Source organism: Streptomyces clavifer, assembly GCF_036345975.1.
In the GTDB taxonomy this organism is placed as follows: Bacteria; Actinomycetota; Actinomycetes; order Streptomycetales; family Streptomycetaceae; genus Streptomyces; species Streptomyces clavifer.
On the sequence record NZ_CP107793.1, the window covers coordinates 819,167 to 839,658 of the forward strand.

General features: G+C 69.8%; 16 protein-coding genes and 1 pseudogene. 8 read left to right on the forward strand and 9 right to left on the reverse strand.

All coding sequences use genetic code 11. The features are described from left to right. Nucleotides 1–215: 215 nt before the first annotated feature. Entirely contained in the window at nucleotides 216–713 is a 498-nt protein-coding gene (locus tag OG927_RS03315) for a MarR family winged helix-turn-helix transcriptional regulator (RefSeq protein ID WP_124283396.1), read from the forward strand. A 29-nt stretch (nucleotides 714–742) separates the two neighbouring features. Here OG927_RS03315 and OG927_RS03320 read toward each other — a convergent pair whose 3' ends face one another. Further along, on the reverse strand, nucleotides 743–1,930 hold the full coding sequence (locus tag OG927_RS03320) for a PP2C family protein-serine/threonine phosphatase (RefSeq protein WP_056795302.1): 1,188 nt from the start codon (nucleotides 1,928–1,930) through the stop codon (nucleotides 743–745). Nucleotides 1,931–2,237: 307 nt separating this feature from the next. Here OG927_RS03320 and OG927_RS03325 point away from each other — a divergent pair, with 307 nt between their 5' ends. After that, complete coding sequence (locus OG927_RS03325) at nucleotides 2,238–3,080, forward strand: SigB/SigF/SigG family RNA polymerase sigma factor (protein ID WP_056795305.1); 843 nt, start codon at nucleotides 2,238–2,240, stop codon at nucleotides 3,078–3,080. 210 nt (nucleotides 3,081–3,290) lie between these two features. On the opposite strand, the gene OG927_RS03330 is transcribed toward OG927_RS03325, so the two are convergent. Both OG927_RS03330 and OG927_RS03335 read right to left on the reverse strand, forming a co-directional pair. Continuing rightward, nucleotides 3,291–5,279 (reverse strand): acyl-CoA dehydrogenase family protein, encoded by a 1,989-nt coding sequence (locus OG927_RS03330; protein ID WP_330319668.1) that lies wholly within the window; start codon nucleotides 5,277–5,279, stop codon nucleotides 3,291–3,293. A 136-nt stretch (nucleotides 5,280–5,415) separates the two neighbouring features. Continuing rightward, a complete protein-coding gene (locus tag OG927_RS03335) occupies nucleotides 5,416–7,659 on the reverse strand; it encodes a protein kinase domain-containing protein (protein WP_330321291.1) in 2,244 nt (747 codons plus the stop codon). Nucleotides 7,660–8,035: 376 nt separating this feature from the next. Between OG927_RS03335 and OG927_RS03340 the strand changes: the two genes are divergently transcribed. Then, the gene (locus OG927_RS03340; RefSeq protein WP_330319669.1) at nucleotides 8,036–8,629 is read left to right on the forward strand and encodes an LURP-one-related/scramblase family protein; all 594 of its coding nucleotides are present in this window, start codon (nucleotides 8,036–8,038) and stop codon (nucleotides 8,627–8,629) included. Between the two features lie 211 nt (nucleotides 8,630–8,840). On the opposite strand, the gene OG927_RS03345 is transcribed toward OG927_RS03340, so the two are convergent. The 3 genes from OG927_RS03345 to OG927_RS03355 are packed head-to-tail and all read right to left on the reverse strand — an operon-like array spanning nucleotide 8,841 to nucleotide 11,350. After that, on the reverse strand, nucleotides 8,841–9,581 hold the full coding sequence (locus tag OG927_RS03345; RefSeq protein ID WP_330319670.1) for an FAD:protein FMN transferase: 741 nt from the start codon (nucleotides 9,579–9,581) through the stop codon (nucleotides 8,841–8,843). 1 nt (nucleotide 9,582) lies between these two features. After that, entirely contained in the window at nucleotides 9,583–9,993 is a 411-nt protein-coding gene (locus OG927_RS03350) for an FMN-binding protein (protein ID WP_056795314.1), read from the reverse strand. 19 nt (nucleotides 9,994–10,012) lie between these two features. Then, nucleotides 10,013–11,350: a ferredoxin reductase family protein gene (locus OG927_RS03355; RefSeq protein ID WP_330319671.1), complete on the reverse strand. Its 1,338-nt coding sequence runs from the start codon at nucleotides 11,348–11,350 to the stop codon at nucleotides 10,013–10,015. Between the two features lie 154 nt (nucleotides 11,351–11,504). On the opposite strand from OG927_RS03355, the gene OG927_RS03360 reads away from it, so the two are divergent. The 3 genes from OG927_RS03360 to OG927_RS03370 all read left to right on the forward strand — a co-directional run bounded on the left by OG927_RS03360 (nucleotide 11,505) and on the right by OG927_RS03370 (nucleotide 15,434). After that, on the forward strand, nucleotides 11,505–12,203 hold the full coding sequence (locus tag OG927_RS03360) for a response regulator transcription factor (RefSeq protein ID WP_056795320.1): 699 nt from the start codon (nucleotides 11,505–11,507) through the stop codon (nucleotides 12,201–12,203). Between the two features lie 5 nt (nucleotides 12,204–12,208). Next, entirely contained in the window at nucleotides 12,209–13,693 is a 1,485-nt protein-coding gene (locus tag OG927_RS03365) for a sensor histidine kinase (protein WP_330319672.1), read from the forward strand. 232 nt (nucleotides 13,694–13,925) lie between these two features. After that, the gene (locus OG927_RS03370; protein WP_330319673.1) at nucleotides 13,926–15,434 is read left to right on the forward strand and encodes a DUF4246 domain-containing protein; all 1,509 of its coding nucleotides are present in this window, start codon (nucleotides 13,926–13,928) and stop codon (nucleotides 15,432–15,434) included. Nucleotides 15,435–15,664: 230 nt separating this feature from the next. Here the strand turns inward: OG927_RS03370 and OG927_RS03375 are convergent, their stop codons facing one another. Beyond that, complete coding sequence (locus tag OG927_RS03375) at nucleotides 15,665–16,114, reverse strand: alpha-L-rhamnosidase-related protein (protein WP_319099189.1); 450 nt, start codon at nucleotides 16,112–16,114, stop codon at nucleotides 15,665–15,667. Between OG927_RS03375 and OG927_RS03380 the strand changes: the two are divergent. Then, a pseudogene (locus OG927_RS03380) lies at nucleotides 16,032–16,500 on the forward strand (fumarylacetoacetate hydrolase family protein); the annotation flags it as partial. The gene OG927_RS03375 and the pseudogene OG927_RS03380 overlap by 83 nt on opposite strands. Before the next feature lie 202 nt (nucleotides 16,501–16,702). Here the strand turns inward: OG927_RS03380 and OG927_RS03385 are convergent. Together OG927_RS03385 and OG927_RS03390 are read right to left on the reverse strand one after the other, a co-directional pair. Next, on the reverse strand, nucleotides 16,703–17,107 hold the full coding sequence (locus OG927_RS03385) for an FKBP-type peptidyl-prolyl cis-trans isomerase (RefSeq protein ID WP_319099190.1): 405 nt from the start codon (nucleotides 17,105–17,107) through the stop codon (nucleotides 16,703–16,705). A gap of 412 nt (nucleotides 17,108–17,519) precedes the next feature. Further along, nucleotides 17,520–17,978, reverse strand: coding sequence for a winged helix-turn-helix transcriptional regulator (locus OG927_RS03390; protein WP_319099213.1), 459 nt, complete (start codon nucleotides 17,976–17,978; stop codon nucleotides 17,520–17,522). Between the two features lie 261 nt (nucleotides 17,979–18,239). Here OG927_RS03390 and OG927_RS03395 point away from each other — a divergent pair, with 261 nt between their 5' ends. Further along, nucleotides 18,240–20,144 carry a DUF2075 domain-containing protein gene (locus OG927_RS03395; RefSeq protein WP_330319674.1) on the forward strand — a complete coding sequence of 635 codons (1,905 nt, stop codon included), beginning with the start codon at nucleotides 18,240–18,242 and terminating at the stop codon, nucleotides 20,142–20,144. Nucleotides 20,145–20,492: the final 348 nt, after the last annotated feature.

Sequence of the window (20,492 nt, forward strand, 5' to 3'; positions counted from 1 at the left end):
CCTCATGACAACTATTGCCATGGTGAAACTATTGTGAGGGTCGCCCATCGTACGGGAAGCCTGTTACAGACAGGGGTAAGGTATGCCGGGTCGCGCGTGTGTCCCGGAACCCTGGTTCCGGCTGTCCGCACGAGCGCCTCGGATGCCCGGCTCGATCGCGCGGTCCGGTGGCCGGACGGACGAGTGAGACGATGCCGGATCGGAGTGTCATCAATATGGGCCTGAGCCCTGAACCCGACCATCGGTCGCGGGTTGCGGCACGGGAGGGCTCCGAGTTCGTGGAACTCCTCGAAGTCCTCTGGGAGCACGGACGTGAAGCCGTACCGACGGGCCCGGTCTCCCCTTCGCAGCTCCGCGTGCTGTACACGCTGGACCGGGAGGAGGGCATCAATCTGCGGATGCTCGCCGATGCCCTGGGATCGGCCTCCCCCTCGGTCAGTAGGCTGTGCGACCGGTTGCAGGCCACGGGATTCGTGGAACGCGCCCCCAGCCCCGTCAGCCGCCGGGAGCTGGAGCTCCGGCTGACCAGCCACGGCAAGGCCTACCTCGTCGACCTGCGCATGCGCCGGGAGGAAGTACTGATGTCCACGATCGATGCCATGCCGGCCAAGGCGCGACGCTCACTCCTCGAAGGACTCCGCGCGTTCCGCAACGCGGCTGCAGCCGCGGGACAGGACAGCGACGGGGCGAGACCCTTGCGGTCGACCGGATAGAGGCCGGTCGACCGGCCGGTCGGCTGCGGTCACACGCGAGGGTCGCCGGCGGAGGACTGCCGGCCGAACCAGTCGAGGCAGACCACCAGCGCATCGTCGTCCAGCGGCGCGGCACCCCGGTAGTCCCGCAGATCGCGCAGCAGCGCGAGAGGCACCTGCTCGGACGGCAGGAAGCGGTGCGCGGACAGCGACCGCGCGAGGGCACGGTGCCCGTAGTGCTCCCCCGCAGCCGACGCGCTGCCGTAGACACCGTCACTGCCGATGAGCATCCGGTCGCCCGGCTCCACCCGCAGGCGCTCCGTGACGTACTCCGTCTCCTCGAACATGCCCAGCGGGAGCTGTGCGTCGAACTCCACGGACTCGACCTTGCGGCCCCTCAGCCGCCACATGCGCGGGGAACCCGCGTCCACGGCCTCCACTCCGCCCGTGGCCAGGTCGAAGCGCAGCAGCAGGACGGCCGCGTACAGCTCGCCCCGGTACTGGGCGTAGACGGCCTGGTCGGCAAGGCTGGCCTGGCCGGCGAGGTCGAGACCGGCCCGCCGGGCGTTGCGCAGGGCGTTGACGACGAGATTGGTCATCAGGGCCGCCTCCATCCCCTTGCCCATGCCGTTGGTGACGGTGAGCGTGAGGTGCTGGGCCGAGACCGACCAGTCGAAGTTGTCGCCGAAGATCGCGTAGGCGGGCTCCAGGTGGGCGCCCAGCGAGAATTCGGGACGGGACACCGAGCGGCCGGGCAGCAACTGCCACTGCATCTCCGCCGCCAGGGTCAGCCGCGTGGCGCGGCGGGCGAGGAGGTAGAGGTCGGTGTCCCGTTCGGCGACCAGGATCTCGTGGCCGAGTGCTTCACAGATCTGCTGCATCTCCGCGAGCCCTTCCCGGGACCAGCCGCCCTCCCGCGCCGTGACGGTGAGGACACCGAGCCGGTCGCCCCGGACGGTCACCGGCAGGTGCGCGGTCGCCGGTCCAGGTGTGGCCCGCGGCTGCACATACGGTTCCTGGGCGCCGAAGGCCCGCCCCTGCGGGCTGTCGTGCACGGGCACGGGCTCGACGAGAGGCACCTCGGACACCACTTGGAGCGTGGTCATGCCGTAGTCGGCAAGCCGCAACTCCACGCTCTGCACGTCGTACCGCTCCCGCAGAGCCCCCGTGACGACGTCGAGGAGCAGGTGAGGTGCGGCCTTGCGCAGCTCCCGCTCGACGGCAGCGAATCTGTCCACGTGATCCTGTTTCTCATCGTGCTGCGCCGAAACCCGGACCGTCCGTGGACCGGCCGTCGGCGTCCAGCGTACGGGGCCTGTACCCGATCCAGTGCGGCGCGCCCAAGAGATCGCACCGGTGGTCGGCGAAGCTCATCTTACGATGCCCAGAGACAACTGTTTCCTCACAGCAAGAAATCTCGGGTCATCACGCATGGGCCTCCCGGGGCGGGGCAGGGGCTCGTCAGGACGGGGGGCTCAGTATCAGGGAGGGTGGAGACAAGAAGTGACTGCTGAACAGACGGACGAAATCGTACGGACTGACGTGGTGTCGGCTCCGGGGGCTTCGCCGGAACGTATCGGTGAGCTGCCCTGGATCGAGGACGCGGGCAAGGTCGCACCGAAGGACGCTCGCGCGCTGTCGGCGCTGTTCTTCGAGCAGTTGCAGGTTCTGGAGGAGGGCACGCACGAGTACCAGTACGCGCGCAACACCCTCATCGAGATGAACATCTCCCTGGTCCGGTTCGCCGCGCGCCGCTTCCGCAACCGGGGCAGCGGTGAGATGGAGGACATCACCCAGGTCGGGACCATCGGGCTCATCAAGGCCATCGACCGGTTCGAGCTCTCCCGCGAGGTCGAGTTCGCGACCTTCGCCGTCCCCTACATCGTCGGCGAGATCAAGCGCTTCTTCCGCGACACCACCTGGGCCGTCCACGTCCCCCGACGGCTGCAGGAACTCCGCGTGGATCTGGCCAAGGCGAGGGACGAGCTCGCCACCCGCCTGGACCGCGACCCCACGGCGAAGGAACTGGCCGACCACCTGGACCTCACCGAGGACGAGGTCATCGAGGGCATCATCGCCTCGAACGGCTACACGGCGGGCTCGCTGGACCTGCCGACGGACGCCGGGGACACCCCGGGCGCGGCCTCCCGTACCTTCGCCGACATCCTCGGCGAGCCGGACTCCGCCATGGAGACGGTGGAGAACCTGCACGCCCTGGCCCCGCTCCTGGAGGAGCTGGACGACCGTGAGCGCCGCATCATCGAGATGCGCTTCGGCCAGGAGATGACGCAGGCACAGATAGGCGCCGAGCTCGACGTCTCGCAGATGCACATCTCCCGTCTCCTCACCCGCACCCTCGGCAAACTCCGCGCCGGCATGCTGGCCTGAGCCCGCCCGCGCCGGGACCCGACGACCGCAGACATCCGGCGCATGCGGCAGGACGCATCGCCGCACGAATACGGCCCGAGGACATGAGTGCGCCGGCCCTCCCCGATGGGGAGGGCCGGCGCACTCATGTCCTGCCCGGACCACGGCGGGGCTCCGCAGCAGCGCCCGGGCACTGCTGCGGAGCGACCGCGACAACACGGCCCACGAAGATCAGCGCCGCGCTGCCCCGTCCTCCGGTCGGCCCACCAGATCGGGTGCGCGCAGCATCTCGGGCGGAATGCCCCATGCATCCACGAGACCGGCGGCGAGGGGGCGGACCTTGCGGCAGAGATCGTTCACCTCACGGCTGATCGCTTTGGATCGCTGGACGGTCAGCCGGCCGTGCTCCATGAACCAGGCCCGGTCCGCCTCGATCGTCGACAGCGCGAACAGGTCGCACAGCAGGCCGAGCGCGACCTTGTTGCCACTCTCGGGCAGCGCACGCACCCTGTCGACGAACGCCTCCAGCACCAGCCGCTCGACGTGTGCGTGGGCGACCGCGATGACGTGGTCCTGCACCTGCGAGAAGACGACGCCGGGGTTGCGCTTCTGGTCGATCCCGCGCTTGAGCCGACGGGCGACACCGGCGAGCATGTGCTCCTCGCGGTAGCGGAGCATGGTGAGCTGGTACTCCGAGTCGAGCAGGCCGGCTTCCTGGTCCCACTCGCCGCCGCCGGGCCGCAGGTCACGTACCCGCTCGAGCAGCTTGTGGGCCGATGTCCGCTCTATGACCGTCTCGACGGCGAGCCCGGTGACGTAGCGGACCATGCCGAGCTGGTCCAAGTCCTCGAATTCGCCTGCGTAGTGGGTGAGCAGCCCCTTGGCCACGAGCTGCATCAGGACGTGGTTGTCGCCCTCGAAGGTGGTGAAGATGTCGCTGTCGCTCTTCAGGGCGGCGAACCGGTTGACGCTCAGGTAGCCGGCCCCGCCGCACGCCTCGCGGCACTCCTGGACGACCCGGGTGGCGTGCCAGGTGGCGAGCGCCTTGGTGCCTGCGGCCCGTGACTCCAGCCGTCGTCGCGCCTGCGCGTCGTCCTCGGTGCCGGAGAAGACCTCGTGCAGTTGTGTACGCACGACGTCCTGCGCGAAGTGCAGCGCATACGTACGCGCGATGAGCGGCAGCAGCCTGCGCTGATGCAGGCCGTAGTCGAGGAGCAGTTGCTCCTCCGTGTCCGGCGCCGCTTCGAACTGCCGGCGTCGCAGGGCGTATTTCGTGGCGATCGCCAGGGCGACCTTCGCGGCGTTGACCCCGGCGCCGCCCACGCTGACCCGGCCCTGCACCAGAGTGCCCAGCATGGTGAAGAACCGCCGGTCGGGGTTCTCGATCGGACTCTCGTAGACGCCTTCGGCGGTGACGTCGGCGAACCGGTTGAGCAACGCCTCGCGGGGCACCCGCACGCCGTCGAACCAGATGCGGCCGTTGTCCACTCCGTTGAGGCCCATTTTGCGGCCGTCGTCCTCGATCCGTACGCCGGGCGCCGCCTCGCCGCCGACGCGGATCGGCACGACGAACGCGTGGACACCCTCGGACTTCCCGCCCACCTCGAGCTGGGCGAAGACGACAGCCAGTTCGGCGTGACGCGCCGCGTTGCCGATGTAGTCCTTGCGCGCCTGGTCACCGTGGGTCGTGACGACGAACTCCTGGGCTGCGGCGTCGTACCTCGCGACGGTGCCGAGCGCCTGGACGTTGGAGCCGTGCCCGGCCTCGGTCATCGCGAAGCACCCCATGAGCTTCCCGGTGATCAGGTCGGGCAGATGGGCGTCGTGGTGGCGTTCGGTACCCAGATGCAGGATCGCGCCGCCGAAGAGACCGAACTGCACACCGACCTTCACCAGCACCGACAGGTCGCCGAAGGCAAGCGTCTCGAACGCGGCGATCGAGGCTCCGATGTCGTCGCCCCCGCCGTACTTGCCCGGGAAGCCCATGCCGGTCTGGCCCGTCGCGGCCATCTCGACCACGAGCTCACGGACCCGCTCGCGAAACGCGTCGATGCCCAGCTCGTCGGCCTCCTCGAGGACGGAGGCGTACGTCACCAGGTTGGTCCGGACGAGGTCGCGGATCTCGGCGTACTCGCCGTCTAGCACCTCGGTCAGTGCCCGGACGTCGACCTCGGGCTGCACGTAACCGCTCGCACCAGTGGATGTGTTGTCGGTGGCCATGCCATTTCGCTACCCCGCCCGGGGGCGATCAAGCAGTCGACCGTGCTCTCGGGGCCGAACGAGGGAAGCGCCACAAGGTCGCGCAGCACCCGGTTCCCCCGTACCTCCGTGGGCCCGGGGTCCGGTGCCACCGGTGTCAGCCCGCCTTCGGTGGCCTCTGCGCGTCGAAGGCGAGGACGGTGTTCCTGGCCGCGGCCACGATCACCGCACGCCCCGCGACGGTCACGCGCGGGCTCGCACCCTGCTCGCCGGTGAAACCGTCGGCCTGCGGATCCGTCGTCCACAGGGGTTCGCCGTCGCGCGGCGCCAGCGCGACCACCCGGCCGGTGGCCGAGCTGAAGTACAGGGCGCCGGCTCCCGCGGCGGGACCCGACGCACCCTCCACGCCCGTCTGCCGGGACCACTTCTTCCGGCCCGTCGCGGGGTCGAGCGCCGTGATGAGACCGGTCTGCCCGCTCACGTAGACGGTTCCACCCGCCATGCCGGGCGTCCCCGCGTACGTCTGGGCCAGTCGGGAGTACGAGACCTTCCGCGAGGCCGGGTCGACCCGCGCCACCCCGTCGTAGCCTGCCGACGCCGTTCCCTCCAGGTGTTCCTGCAGGAGTACGAGCCTGCCGTCGGCGACACCCGCGGGCACCGCGGGGCCGTCGACGGCGATGGGCCCTCCGAGTGTCCCCGAGGCCCGGTCGACCGTGTGGAGGGTGGGATTGCGCACCTCTGAGCCATCCATCTCCGCATCCGTCGCGCACATCGCCAGGAGCCGGGGGCCCACCGGTACGGGAGCGCACCGCGTGCCCGCGGGGAACGACGTCGTCCAGGCGACCTCACCGCTGTGTGCGTCCCGGGCCTCGAAGCGGGAGTTGGAGGCGTCGACCGTCACCACGGCGGAGCCGACCACCACGGCGTCCTGGGACCGGCCCGTGACGGCCATCGACTGGGCGCCCGACGGGACGGACCACAGCTCCCGGCCGTTGTCCGCGTCCATGGCGACCACCTCGCTGGAGGGATCCTGCGGGGCGTCCTCGGCGGCGAAGCGGTAACCGAGCACCGTGTCGTCGGTGGCGCCCACCAGGTGCATGCCCTGGACGGGGACACCCGGGCTCTTCGCCGTCCACACCCGTGAGCCGTCCTGGGCCCTGATCCGGGTGGCGACGACACCGCCGCCCCCGCAGAACAGCGCGTCGCCGCGCGCGACGCAACGCAGCTCGTCGGGGATGTCCTCGCGACCGCCCCGCAGGGTCCTGCGCCACGGCTCGAAGCCGTCCGGAAGGGCGGCATCCGGCGCCGCGACGCTGTTGCCCTTGCCGCCGCCGCTGCTCCCCCCGGAGCCGCCCGTCGTCAGCACGGCGACTCCCCCGCCGATCGCTGCCACCGCGACCGCCGCAGCGAGCGCGGGACGCCACCGGCGACGCAGACGGCGCCCGATGGGGGTGCCGGTGCTCCCTGCACCCGGGGCGGCCGGGGCGGTGCCCGGGTCAGCCGGCGCCGGGGTGGCCCGCGTCGCGAGGTGATGCTGGGTGTTCGTCTCGCGGGTGGAGCCCGCGCCGGCCCCGTTCGCCTCGGTGCCACCGAGGTCGGCCGGCAGGTCCCGCAGCAGCACGAGGAGTTCGTCCGCCGAGGGGCGCCCCTCGGGCTCCTTGTCCAGGCACGACTCGACGACCGCGCGCAAGGCCGCCGGCACGGCACCCAGGGACGGTGCCTCGTGCACCACCTGGTAGGCCGTCATGTACGGGCTGTCCGCGTCGAAGGGCCCCCTGCCGGTCGCCGAGTAGACCAGGAGCGTCCCCAGCGAGAAGACATCGGACCGCGGTCCCACACCGCGCGGCGCCTGCAACTGCTCCGGCGACATGAAGGGCGGCGTACCGATGACCCGCCCCGTCATCGTCAGTGTCTGCTGGTCCACGGCGCGGGAGATGCCGAAGTCGATGACGCGCGGACCCTCGGGCGAGAGCACGACGTTCGAGGGCTTCAGGTCACGGTGGACGACACCCGCCCGGTGGATGTCGCGCAACGCCTCCGCCAGCCCGATGGCGAGCCGCCTCAACTCCGCTCCGTTCAGCGGGCCGTTCGCGGCGATGCGCTGGGCGAGTGTGAGTCCTTCGATGTAGGTCGTCGCCATCCACGGCTGCTCGGCCTCCGGGGCGGCGTCGACCACGGCGGCGGTGAACGCGCCGCTCACCCGCCTCGCCGCCGCCACCTCCTGCCGGAATCGGATGCGGAACTCGTCGTCCCCCGCGAAGTGCTGGTGGATCAGCTTGATCGCGACAGGCCGCCCCGAACTCGTACGGGCCAGGAAGACCGTGCCCATGCCACCCGCGCCCAGCCGCGCCTCCAGTGGATAACCGCCGATCTCGGCCGGATCGCCTCCGCGCAGCGACACCTTCCCGACCTCCCGTCCCTCGTACATCTCTGCCACCACGTGCCTGGGTACCTGTCCTGCACACAAACTAGCCGCACGGCGGAAGGGCACAGCGAAGCGGGTGACGAACAGGGAGCCCGGGGCTGCCGCCGGGGGCAACCGCCCGCGAGCACCGCGTCATCCTCCCGCATCAGGGGCGAACGACGAAAGTGAACAAGCACAGGTGCGTACGTGCTGGTCGGGAGTCGCACACCCTCGCCTTTGGTCGCGGAGGTGCGCGACTTTCCGGAGCTGTTTCGCGCAGGCGTGGTCGCGACGATGGTCCGACAAGCGAGAGACGGCCGCGAGCAGGTGGCAGCCGGGCGGCGCACGAGACACGACCAGAGGGAGACACCCCGTGGACACCACGCACCTGCAGGCGGCCGATCGATTCGTCGTGAGCCAGAAGACGACCGTGATGACCAATCAGTACGTGGTGAGTTCCGCTCGATCCGACGGGTCGGCCGGTGAGGTCGTCGCGTTCGCCCAGCAGGAGCTGATGGCGCTCAAGGAGCAGGTGATCATCTACACGGACGAGTCCCGGGACCGCGTCCTGTGCACCATCGAGGCCGACCAGGCCATGGACATGGGCGCCGTCTACGCGGTGCGGGACGAGAACGGTGAACCCATCGGGTCGTTCCGCGAGAAGATCATGACCTCTCTGCTGCGCTCGACCTGGGTCCTTGAACAGCCGGGTCTGGCGGAGCTCACCGGGCGCGAGCGCAACGCCGCGCTGGCTGTGCTGCGCAGGGTCTGGGACTTCCTTCCGGCCACCGAGTTCGTGCCCTTCGCCTGGCCGCGTCACTTCGACTTCGCCGAAGGTGACACGCGCTGGATGGCGGTCGAGAGGAAGTTCGGGCTGCGCGATTGCTACTTGGTGGACATCGCGGGTTCAGGTCTCGACCGACGCCTCGCCATCGCCCAGGCCGTGGCGCTGGACGCCTTGCAGTGATGAGGTCGGCGGAACAGAGGTCCCGGGCCGAGCCGGGCGGCCGTCCGCCCGGCGTGCACCGGGTCGAGGTCGCTGTCAGCAGCCCGTCCGGGGTCTCGGCCTGCCGGGGCGAGGCGGGCCGGGGCGAGGCGGGCCGGAGGTCATCACGGTGCCGGGAATGCCGGTGAAGGAGGGGCGTGGGTCGCAGGTGCCCGCCCGCGGAGGCCATCGGTCACACGTCCACCGACGGTTCCTCGGCCACCGGGAAGTCCGCCGTCCTCAGCACCTGGCCCCCGGCGACCACCGCGAACACCTCGCAGCCCGCCAGGGACGCTGCCCACTCGATGCCCTCGGCGCCCATCGCGAAGGCCGCCGTGGCGACCGAGTCCGCCTCCGTCAGGGTGGCGGCCACGACTGTCATGCTGAGCAGTCCCGTTGCCGGGTGCCCGGTGCGGCCGTCGATGATGTGGTCGCCGCGCTCGTAGCGGGCGGAGGTGGCGACCGCTCCGTCGGTCAACTCGAGGACGGTGCACAGCCTGCCGGCGTGTTCGGGGTGCCGTACCCCCACCCGCCAGGGCCCGCCCGAGGCGACGACGTCGCCGCCGGCGTTGAGGCAGAACCGCCGCGCACCGGCCGCCCGCAGCAGCTGTGCTCCCCGCTGCACCGACCAGCCCTTGACCACCGCGCACGGGTCGAACCCGCGCCCCGGCAGCCGGACGTCGAACGCGCCGCCCGTGGCGAGGCGGTAGCGCTCGCACAGGCCGAGCACCTCCACGAGGTCCTCGCTCAGCTCGTGCGGCTCCAGCTCGCCGCGGCCGTGACGCGACACCTCGCTGCCGGGCTTGAAGGGGCTGAACCGCTCGTCCACCTCGCGCAGCCAGGCGAAGACCGCGGCCGCGGCCCGCTCCGGTACGTCCTCGTCGTCGACCCGCAGCGAGACGGGGAACCCCATGACATGCTCCACGCGCCGCATGTCAGCCACCCTTCGCGTCGAGGGCGGCCTGCAGGGATTCCTTGTAGGCGTCGCTGGTGATCGTCGCGCCGGTGACCGTGTCGACGTCCGCGCTCTGCACCTCCAACGTCTGTTCGACCAGCTTCGGCACCGCCGTCTTCGTCTGGGGATGGTTCGGCTGCTGGAGCATCCGCACCGCGGTGATCCTGTCGCCCTCGAAGGTCGCCCGGACCTGCACCGGACCCTTCTCCGTCGTGATGGTCGTCCCCTCGACGATCACGGTGGAGGAGCCCGGGGGACCCGCAGAGGCGGAGGCGGAGGGCGCCGGGTCCGGCGCGGCGGTGGTCTCCGTGGGGCCGAGGGACGGCTCGTAGCGCCAGACGGATATCAGGCCCAGGACGCTCAGGGCGACGACGGGTATGGCTCGCTTCACGATGTCGTCCTCGTCTCCCTCAGCCGGCCAGACTGAAGCGCTCGAAGTGGATCTGCTGCTTGGGCACACCGAGATCGTCCAGCGTGCCGAGTACGGCGTTCATCATCGGTGGAGGCCCGCACAGGAAGACGTCACGGTCGGCGATGTCCGGCACCATCCGCCCCAGTTCGCGCGGCGCCAGCTTGTCGGGGACGGGCCCGCCCGTCACCAGGTGCAGCTCGGCGCCCTTGGCGAGCGCGAGGTCGCGCAGCTCGTCGTGGAGGACGGCGTCGCGTTCGGAGGCGACCCGGTAGATGACGACCGCATGGCCGTCGAGGTCCTCGAGGAGCGCACGGATCGGGGTGACTCCTACACCGCCCGCGATGAGCAGCGACGCGGTGCGCGTGCGGTGCAGGGTGGTGAAGGCGCCGTACGGCCCCTCGGCGAACACCCGCGTGCCGACCTGCATGTGGCGCAGGGCCGCGCTGCCCTCTCCGGCCGCCTTGGCGGTCAGGCGCAGGCTGTGGCCGTCCGGGGCGGCGGACAGCGAGAAGGGGTTGGCCTGCCACCAGCGGTCCTTGGTCAGGAACCGCCACAGGAAGAACTGGCCTGCCTGCGCGGGCAGCTTGTCGAGGTCGCGGCCGGTGATGTGGATCGAGACGACGTCGTCGGACTCGTGGACGACCGCCGAGACCCGGAACCGGTGGCGCCCGTTGCGCCACAGGGGTAGGGCGACGCGGCCGAGGAGGACCGAGCCCAGGGCCACCGCCCACACCCCGTACCAGTACGTCGTCGCGGCGGCCGACGAGGTGAAGGTCGTCCCGACCGCGACCTGGTGCGTGAAGGCGAGCACCACGGCCACGTAGGCGTACAGGTGGATGAAGTGCCAGGTCTCGTAGGCGAGGCGGCGGCGGGCGTAGCGGGCGGAGACCGCACCGATGACGAGGACGAGGCCGAACGCGACGATCGCGCGCAGGACGCCCTCGGTCGTCTCGGCGAGGTCGACGAGCTCGGTGACGGGGCCGACCCCGGCGCCGTCGGCGTAGCCGAAGCTGATGAAGACGACGTGTGCCAGCAGCGTCCACAACAGGCTGAAGCCGGTCCAGCGGTGCCAACTGGTCAGCCGGTCCATGCCGATCCGGCGGTCGAGCCAGGGCAGCCGGGCCACGAGGACCAGTTGGAAGGCCATGACCAGCGCTCCGTACAGTCCGGCGAGGCGGCCGAGGACGATCAGGGCGTTGGAGGCGAATCCCGCCTGCACGAAGAAGTAGGCGATCACGGCCGCGTTGACGGCGAGCACCGCGTAGAGGCCGGTGCGGGCCACCGCCCTGGGGCGTATCGCCGTGGGGGGCGCAGGGAGTGATCGGACGGTCGTCACAGAACGGCAGCTCCTCGATCGGGTCGTGGGACTTCGAGCTTGACCGGCGAAAGCTGTCGGGAACCTGTCGGACTGCTGGCAAGTCCTTATCAATGCGCCCGCTGTGTGAGCCGGGGCACACGGTCCGGCCCGCCTCGTGACGCACTATGGGCGGGTGGAAAAAGTGCGCCTCCTGGTCGTCGACGACGACCCGCCGATAGCCGACCTCGTCGCGACCGTCGCCCGCTACGAGGGCTGGGACGCCGTCACCGCGAACTCCGGTGAGCAGGCGCTCCGCCTTGCAGGCGAGTTCCACCCGGACATCGTGGTGCTCGACCTGATGCTGCCGGGCGTGGACGGCTTCGGCGTCCTGGACCGGTTGCGCCGCTCGGGCACGATGGTGCCCGTCGTCTTCCTCACCGCTCGGGACGGCGTCGCCGACCGGGTGGCGGGGCTGACCCGGGGCGGCGACGACTACCTGGTCAAGCCGTTCGCGGTGGAGGAGCTGATGGCGCGCCTGCGCACCGTGCTGCGGCGCAGCGCGGGACCGAACTTCCAGCGTTCCGTGCTGCGGGTGGGCGGCCTGTCGATGGACGAGGACACCCACGAGGTCCGCCACGGCGAGAAGCTGCTCACCCTCACCCCCACCGAGTACGAGGTACTGCGCTTCCTGATGCGCAAGTCACCGACCGTGATGACCAAGGCGCAGATCCTCGACCACGTGTGGGAGTACGGCTTCGGGGGGCGCTCGAACGTCGTGGAACTGGTCATCAGCCGGCTGCGCCGCAAACTCGACGACGCGGGTGACACGGGCGCGCCGCTGATCCAGACGGTGCGGGGCTTCGGCTACGTCATCCGGCAGGCGAGCGGGTGAAGCGCATGGTCAGCAGGGTGCGCCGGGGGTTCCGGCGGCTGCGGCTCGGCACGCGCCTCGCGCTGGGCCTCGGTGCGCTGTCCCTGGTGGTGTTCGCCGTCGTCGGGGCGGCCCTGACCACGTACATGCGGGACTATCTGACGAACCAGCTCGACGACCAGCTCGGGCTCGCCCAGGTCGCCCAGGCCAAGAGCATCGCCGAGACCGGCACGCTCCACGGCAAGAACTACTACCGCTGGTACTACGCCGTCTACGACGTCTCGGGCCGCGCCGCCGAGCTGCGCTCGCCCGAGGAGACGGGCGACCTGCCCCAGGACATCGCGCCCCTCACCTCGCTGGCCGAGAGGCAGATATCCGACGACACCGAGGTGCTGCGCACCGTGCGGCTGGCGGGCACGGGCGAGTACCGGCTGCGCGCGTGCGCGGTGAAACCCGGAGTGGTCCTGGTCAGCGCGGCGCCGACGGACGACATCGACGACACGATGAGGCGGTTGATCGGGTTCCAGGTCGTCGCCTTCGCCCTGGCGCTCGCGGCACTGGTCGAGTGCGGCCGGCGCATGCTGCGCCGGGGTCTGAATCCGCTCAGCGACATGGCGCACACCGCCCACGGCATCGCCTCGCACAACCTGACCGAGTCGGCGGCCCGGCTGTCGATCCGCGCCGACAAGCGGGGCGGCGGCCCGGAGGTCGAGGAACTGCGCACGGCCTTCAACACCATGCTGGAGCACATCGACGACTCGCTCGCGGTCCGTGCGGAGGCCGAGCAGCGCCTGCGGCGCTTCGTCGCCGACGCCTCGCACGAGCTGCGCACCCCGCTGATGTCCGTACGGGGCTACGCGGACCTCTTCCAGTACGCCGCCGCCAACGCCCCCGAGGAACGCGACAGGCACCTGACGCGGCTGCGCGCCGAAGCCGCCCGGATGGGGGTGCTCCTGGACGACCTGCTGCTGCTCGCCCGCCTGGACGCGGCCGAGGTGGACGCGCCGCTCAGGCCGCAGGAGGCGGATCTCGTGGAACTGGCCGAGGACGCGGCCGCCGCCTTCCGGGCCGGCCACCCGGACCGCCCGCTCACACTCACGTCACAGCCGGACGCACTCGTACTGCGTGCGGACCCGCACCGCATCCGGCAGGTCCTGGACAACCTGCTCACCAACGCGGCCGTGCACACACCGGCAGGTACGCCGGTGTCGGTGGAGGTCGCACGGCTACAGGACACGGCCGTGGTGCGGATCGAGGATGCCGGGCCCGGCATCCCTGCCCAAGACCGGGAGATGGTCTTCGACCGCTTCTACCGCGTGGACACGTCACGCACCCGCGACCGCGGTGGCAGCGGCCTCGGCCTGTCGGTCGCCCGTTCCCTGGTCCACGCCCACGGCGGCACGATCACCCTCGACAGCCGACCGGGCTCGACGGTCTTCACGGTGCGGCTGCCGCTGCGCGGAGAGTCGCAGACGGCGGTGGACGGCGCATCGCACGAACCGGTGCTGTGATGGTCCGGGACCGGGGTGATCACCAGTGCCCCGCTGCCGAGCCCCTACCGCCCATGCTGTGGTTGCACCGCACTCGGCCCCACGCCGCGACGCCCGTCCCCTGCGCTCCCCGGCCTCGGCGCGGGACGGGCGCGAAGCGGACAGCGACGACGAGGACTACGGCTGCGGCTGCGGTGTCAGAGCGCTGACGTATCGTTCCCGCCACCGCACACCGACTCGGAGGACCAAGCAATTGACTGGCCTGTCCGCCTTCCCTCTGCCCTTTCGTGCTTCCCGTTCCCTGTCGTTCGCGACACCGCGAACGCTGCGGGAACTGCACATGATGCAGTGCAGCTCACACATTCGGGCGAAGCCGGGGTGGTTCGACAAGATGCACGATGCCGACATCGTCGCCAGGTGGACGCAGGAAGCGGTCGCCCAAGGCCTCACCGAGGCACAGACTCGTCACGTGCTCGCCGAACTCGTGCATTACGCCGCGCTGCGGGACGGCCGTACCGGCATCGAGGTGTCCGCCGTCGACGGGGTGTGGCAGTCGGATGCGTTGGTCGACGACCAGCTCACATCCCGGCTGCGCGAAGCGGTTCGGGTGCTGGAAGAGGTACCCGAAGCAGAACAGGACTGGCATCCCGGATCTGACGGCCAGGTACTGGATCTGGTTCACCCCTCACTGTTCTGCCTGGTGCGAGAGGTGAGCGACGCACCCGAGCGGGCTTGGCGGAACCCGACGGACCGCTACTCGAGATACGAATTCTCGGAGAGGTTCCAGTGGCTGCCCACGGAGGTCGACGTCAGCGCCGAGGGCGAAGTCGCCTTCCGCTCGTACGTCAACAACGTCCACCCCGGGACTCATCACGAACTGGCCGCCGTCCTGCCGGACGTGTTCGCGCGCTTGCGCCCTCTGCTGGAGAACGTGCTCACCGATCTGCGCCATCCGCGGCCACTGCGGATCGAGGCCGATCCCTACGGCTGGTACGACTCGGAGCCGGAGCATCCGGACAAGGCGTCCTACAGCGATGACGGGGCCTACGCAGAAGCCCTCGGGGCATGGGAGGAGGCCCAGGACGACTGGTGGGAAAACCGCCGGCCGGTTCTCCCGGACGCCCCGGACTTCACCCCTCCCGAGTTGCCGGACGAATCCGCCCGAGTCGACCTGCGCGGCCGCCGTCTCCAGGTCATCGTCAAGCTGGCCACCATTCATCTCACCCCGGACAAGCCGGAGTACCCAGGCGGTTCCTGGCATGTCGAGGGGATGATGAACGAGCGGATCGTCTCGACCGGCATCTACTACTGGGACAGCGAGAACATCACCGAAAGTCGGCTGAGCTTCAGGGCGGCACTCGACGACCCGCACTACGAACAGAACGACGACAACGGTCTGCGTGAGGTCTACGGCCTGGAGGACGAGGACGCGTTGAACCAGACGCTGGGATCGGCTACGACCCCGGCCGGCCGCTGCCTGGCGTTCCCGAACATCCTGCAACACCGCGTCGGCTCGTTCCGCCTCACGGACCCCACCCGCCCGGGATATCGCAAAATTCTCGCGTTCTTCCTGGTGGACCCGTCCGAAAGGATCGTCTCGACGTCCGACGTACCACCACAACAGCCGTGGTCCGAGACCTCGACCATGACGCTCGAACAGGCCAACACCTACCGTGAGCAACTCATGCGGGAGCGCAAGTTCTTCGTCGACGAGCACAACGAGCAGCTCTACGAACGAGAATTCTCCCTCTGCGAGCACTGAACCACGCCCTCCCCGAGACCCCCGGCCCCGGCGGCTGGGGGCGTATCACGTGGCGGCAACGGCATGGGTGGAACGAGTTCACAGCTGCGGTGATCACCGGGCCGGCCCGGTGCGCCCGGTGCACCGGAAACAACGAAGCCCGGCACATGCGAGCGTGCGCCGGTCCTGCAGTGGCTGACGGGTCGGGTATCGTTCAGGCGGCCTTCGTGGCTACTCCCCCGCCGTGGTGATCACGTGAGCGCCCGGCCCCCACGTGATCGGTGGGCAGCCGGGCAGCTCCGCGGTCGCATCGCAGCCCTCGGTACGACGATGTCGGCTGTCAGCCCCGTGGCAGTCTGCTCCCACGAAAGGGACACCGTTCCGTACGGGGTCTCGTGGCGGGTGCGGGCCCACGTCATCTCGCCTCCGGGGCGCGGGCGGAAGGCGTTCTTCCCGTATCCGGTGGCGGTGACGCCTCCGACCACGCGGTGAAGCCAGTCGGCGACAGCGCCCAGGGCGTAGTGCTTAAAGGAGGTCGTACCTCCGGGGTTGAGAGTGTCGTCGGGGCGAAGGATGTCCCATCGTTCCCAGATCGTCGTGGCCCCCTTGGTCACGGTCAACGACTGGTCCGCCCGCGACCTCCAGTCGGCGGAGATGAAGGTGGGTCTCGGACCTTGCAAGGGCAAGGACACCGCAACCACCCTCGGCCCTTAGCTGGTCACCGCGGACGAGCTGGAGCCCTACCGCGACTCCGAAGGCTTCCTGCGGCTGGCCCTCACCGCCGCGATCAACGGAGAGACCATCGGCGAGGACCTCCTCTCCCACATGAGCTTGACCTTCGAGGAGATGACCGCCTACGCCTCACGCGGCCACACGCGTCGAGCCAGGAGACGTCCTGGGGTCGGGGACCTGCGGCAACGGCGGATACCTCGCCGAGCTGTGAGGCCTGCGCGGCGAGCAGACCCCGCCGCCGCTACAGCCCGGTGCCCCCGTCGCGCTGACCGTCGAAGGCATCGGCACGCTCAGCAATTCCGTGGTCCCTGGTGTGGGGCCTTTCGCTCTGCCGACCGGCAGGCGCCGTCACCGGAGCGGCCGTGACGGAACGCCCATGAGACGCCTGCCGGTCGCCATCCAGAGGCCGGATTCCGGGACGGGGCACACCCCGGAGACCGTCACCTCATGCGCGTGCGCCATGAGTTGAGGAGGTGGCCGAGGATGAGTGCATCTTCTCCGCCCAGGGAGCGAGAGGCCCCAAGCCCCGCAGAGGCGCCAGGTTCAGGCGGAGCCGGTCACGCGGGCCTCGATCCGGTGGGCCCGCCCGCCACCGTGAGCAGGTCCACGACGAAGATCAGCGTCGAGCCCGCCGGGATCAACGAAGAGGGTGACTGCCTGCCGTAACCGAGACGCGGGGGAACGATGATCTCGCGCCGGCCGCCGACCTTCATTCCTCTGACCCCCCGGTCCCAACCCTTGATGACCCTGCCACCACCCACGGCGAACTTGAACGGCCGGTCCCGCTCCCACGAGGAGTCGAACTCCCTTCCGGACGCGAACGTGACCCCTACATAGTGGAGCTGGACGACCCTGCCCGGCAGTGCCTCGGGGCCGTCTCCGACCACGAGGTCCCGGATCGTCAACTCGGTGGGCGCGACGCCCTCCGGAACCTCGATTCTCGGCTTCGTCAGTTCGCTCATCACGGTCCCCTCGCTCGCCACCGGAATCCCTCGCACGGGCCGACCGGACACATGGACAGTCCATGTGGCAGGCGATCACGCTACCGGCAACACCCGTGCTCCGAGGTGCGCCTCCGGGCCCGGAGGCGGACTCGGGCCCGAGTGGTGGGTCAAGGACCGATCCATGCGCGCCCCGGGGTGACCGCGTGTGATCCGGGCAGAGATCGTCCACCTCCGGCGGAGTGCAGGCGGTGTCCACACCCCCTGCACCGGACGGCGGGCGGCCGGTCGCGTCGGGGCTAGGGGTGCCGAAGCAAACGACCGGGTGAGCCGGCAGTTTCCTGCAGACGGCGAATCGGGGCCCGCGAAGTCGGTCAGGAGCGGCCCTTGCTCGCGGCCCTGCCAGGGGCGGCATGGGGCTTCCCGGGCGGACCTATGCCCTTTCGGCAGGAATGGCCGGCCGTGCCGCGTAGCGGCTGCGCATCGCGTCGCCGACTGCGGGCCCCGAGGTGAAGACATAGGCGGCGCTGTCATTGAGTCGGCGCCCGGTTGCGGCGTCGACGACGACGGGCTCGACTTCCGCGCCGCTGTGCGCGTCGACGAGGATCATGCTGCGCTCAGTCGGATCGACGCGGGAGTTGCCCCATGCGTCCAGGGCGACGATCACCGGGCGCAGGGAGCTCCCGAGTTCGGTCAGGACGTACTCGTGCCGGACAGGGTTGGCCTGGTAGGGCCGACGCTCCAGCAGACCGTCCGCGACGAGGGTCTTCAGCCGGGTGGTAAGCATGCTGGAGGAAATGCCCAGGCTCTCCTGGAACTGATCGATGCGGATATAGCCGTCGAAGAGGCAGGGACGAGTTATCGAGCGCTCAGCTCGCCGAGGTGAACGCACCGAGCCACCACAAGATCTGATGACCAGCCTGCCAAGCAGCCGCCGGGCACCACGGCCCAGTCCTCCGACCGCGCAGACACCGTGCGTGCCCCCATGCGCGCAACCGAGTTCAGCCCGTCTGAAACTCGCCGCCCGATCCGCCCACTGACCTAGGATGAGCGAGATCATCTGCGGCCCGACGGGCTTCCGTTCCGCGTCAGCGGACTGAAGAGGACATGCCCCCACCCGCACGAGTTACTTCGTGCTGCCTGGGGGCATTCCTTGCTGTTCCGCGAGTCCGCCGCGACCGTCGCCGCCCGCAACCTGGAAGGGACGCTGGCGCTGCACCTGATGGAGAACTTCCAGCACACGCACGGCTACCGCCCCGGAGCGTCCGAGGTTCGGTCCTGGGAGCGCAGCCTCCCCGCCCTCACCGGTGCTCTGCTCGACGCCGGACTCGACGATGTCGAGATGCTGATCGAGTACTCCCTCCCCCTGACCAGCAAGCGCGCCGACGTCATACTGGCCGGGGTCCACCCGTCCACGGGCGAGCCTTCGTACGTCGTGGTCGAACTCAAGCAGTGGAGCCAGGCCTGGGCGGAGGAGGAAGACCCCTTGCTCTGCCGGATAGACGCCTACCCACGTCCCGTGCTCAACCCGATCGAGCAGGTCCGCGGCTACTGCTCCTACCTGCTCTCGTTCAACGGTGCTCTGGAGCGATCGCCGGAGGCAGTCGCCGGAGTGGCGTTCCTCCACAACGCGACTGAGTTCGGCATCAGCTCCCTGCGCGAGGTCCCGGAGGATCTGCAGGGCCGTATGTACACCGGCGAACAGCGCGGGGCGTTCCTCGACTTCCTGCGTTCGCGGCTGGCGCCCAAGCCCGGTGCCGGGGCGGCCGACCTGCTCGTCCAGGGCAGGACGCGCCCGTCGAAGCAGTTGATGGCCGTCGCGGCGGCCGAGGTCCGCGACCGCGAGCAGTTCATCCTGCTCGACGAGCAGCGGATCGCCTACGAGCTGGTGCTGTCGGCGGTACGCAAGGCGAAGCGGTCGAACCACAAGCAGGTGGTCGTGGTGACCGGTGGCCCCGGTTCCGGCAAGAGCGTCATCGCGCTGTCGCTCCTCGGCGAGCTGTACCGGCGTGGCGACACTGCACTGCACGCGACCGGTTCGGCGTCGTTCACGAAGACCATGCGCAAGGTCGCGGGCACCCGGAAGCCCGAGGTGCAGAAGCTGTTCATGTACTTCAACAGCTTCATGGGTGCCGAGCCGAACGACCTCGACGTCCTCATCTGCGACGAGGCCCACCGGCTCCGCAAGACATCCGCCAACCGCTACACCAAGGCCGCCCTGCGCACCGATCGCCCGCAGGTGTCGGAACTGATCGACGCGGCCCGCGTGCCGGTGTTCCTGCTCGACCAGCACCAGGTGGTGCGCCCTGGCGAGATGGGGACGAAGGAGCAGATCAAGGGCGCCGCGGCCGCCCAGGGTCTCGACTGCATCGTGGTAGAGCTGGACAGCCAGTTCCGCTGCGGCGGCAGCGAGGCCTACGTGAAGTGGGTCGCGAACCTGCTCGGGCTCGAGGGCGACGAGCCGACGGTCTGGGAGCCGGACGAGAAGGTACAGTTGCTGACCGCCGACAACCCTCAGGAGCTGGAGGACTTCCTCGTCGCCCGCCGCGAGGAGGGCGGGGGAAAGAAGTACAGCGCGCGCATGGCGGCCGGGTACTGCTGGACGTGGACCAAGACGATCACGCCGGAGATGTCCGAGCTGCCCCGTGACGTCGTCATCGGCAATTGGTCACGGCCCTGGAACGTACCCGGCGACCGGTCCCTGTTCGGTGCCCCGGCGGCGCCGTTCTGGGCCAACGATCCGGCCGGTTTCGATCAGGTGGGCTGTGTGTACACCGCCCAGGGCTTCGAGTACGACTGGTCGGGCGTGATCATGGGACCGGACCTGGTGTGGCGCACCGACCGGTGGGTGGTGGACCGCACGGCTTCGAAGGACCCGATTTTCACCAGGGCGACCTCGGATGCCGAAGTCGACCGGCTCATCCGAAACACGTACAAGGTGCTGCTGACCCGAGGGATGATCGGGACGATGATCTACTCAACGGACCCCGAGACCCGAGAGAAGCTGCGCTCGCTCGTCCACCCGCAGACAGGGGTCAAGGCAGCCGTTCCCGTCTGATCTGGTGATTGCAGAAGTATGGGTTCGTGGTCGTGTACCTACGCCATGCGGTCAGACGGCACCGTGCCACCGCCCGCGGAGAGTGAGATGCACTTATAACCCAGCAGCCCCCTGCTCCTTGATGTCATCGACATCAAGGAGTCCTCTCGACCTCGGACTTCGTCCTCCAGTTCTCGGAGGCGACGATCCCGAAGGGCACCGAGCGCGTTCTGCGGGACCACGGTCATCGCAAGTATGCGACCGCGCCGCAACAACGAGGTACTCCAACAGCACATCGGCCACCAGCTCCTCGTCCACTGCGTCGCCGTGCTCATCCTGTCTTCAACCCAACTCGGTCTCCTGCGGCGC

What these genes read in the sequence shown, in the direction of transcription:
- OG927_RS03315 (WP_124283396.1), top strand. Translation starts at nt 216, where the DNA reads ATGGGCCTGAGCCCTGAACCCGACCATCGGTCGCGGGTTGCGGCACGG.
- OG927_RS03330 (WP_330319668.1), bottom strand. Translation starts at nt 5,279, where the DNA reads ATGGCCACCGACAACACATCCACTGGTGCGAGCGGTTACGTGCAGCCC.
- OG927_RS03345 (WP_330319670.1), bottom strand. Translation starts at nt 9,581, where the DNA reads ATGCGGCGCGTGGAGCATGTCATGGGGTTCCCCGTCTCGCTGCGGGTC.
- OG927_RS03365 (WP_330319672.1), top strand. Translation starts at nt 12,209, where the DNA reads ATGGTCAGCAGGGTGCGCCGGGGGTTCCGGCGGCTGCGGCTCGGCACG.
- OG927_RS03385 (WP_319099190.1), bottom strand. Translation starts at nt 17,107, where the DNA reads ATGAGCGAACTGACGAAGCCGAGAATCGAGGTTCCGGAGGGCGTCGCG.